This is a genomic window from Pantoea sp. GbtcB22, from assembly GCF_019091025.1.
Taxonomy (GTDB): domain Bacteria; phylum Pseudomonadota; class Gammaproteobacteria; order Enterobacterales; family Enterobacteriaceae; genus Pantoea; species Pantoea leporis.
In genome coordinates, this window is sequence record NZ_JAGXKB010000496.1 from 1 (window position 1) to 251 (window position 251).

Annotated in this window: 1 pseudogene; it reads right to left on the reverse strand. The window is 59.8% G+C overall.

Going from position 1 to position 251, the window contains the following annotated elements:
* Positions 1-3: 3 nt before the first annotated feature.
* A pseudogene (locus KVT28_RS25830) lies at positions 4-251 on the reverse strand (secY/secA suppressor protein); the annotation flags it as partial.

Below are 251 nucleotides of genomic sequence, written 5' to 3' on the forward strand. Positions count from 1 at the left end.
CGGTTACAATGCATTGGCAGAGGGGTTGTGGCCATCTTCCCCCTCTGGTGCCGCCGCTTCGCCCTCTTCAAGGTCACGCGGTGGTACCAGCTGGAACTCGCCGTCATCCCATTCGTGCAGCGTATTTTCCGCCTGCCACTCCTGACGCAGTTCGGCTTCATCAAAATCGCCATCAAAGATGGCTTGTGCAGCGTCTCCCCTGGAGGTCGGCCGGCATTCACCCTGGCCGTCCTCTTCCGCCAAAAAATCGG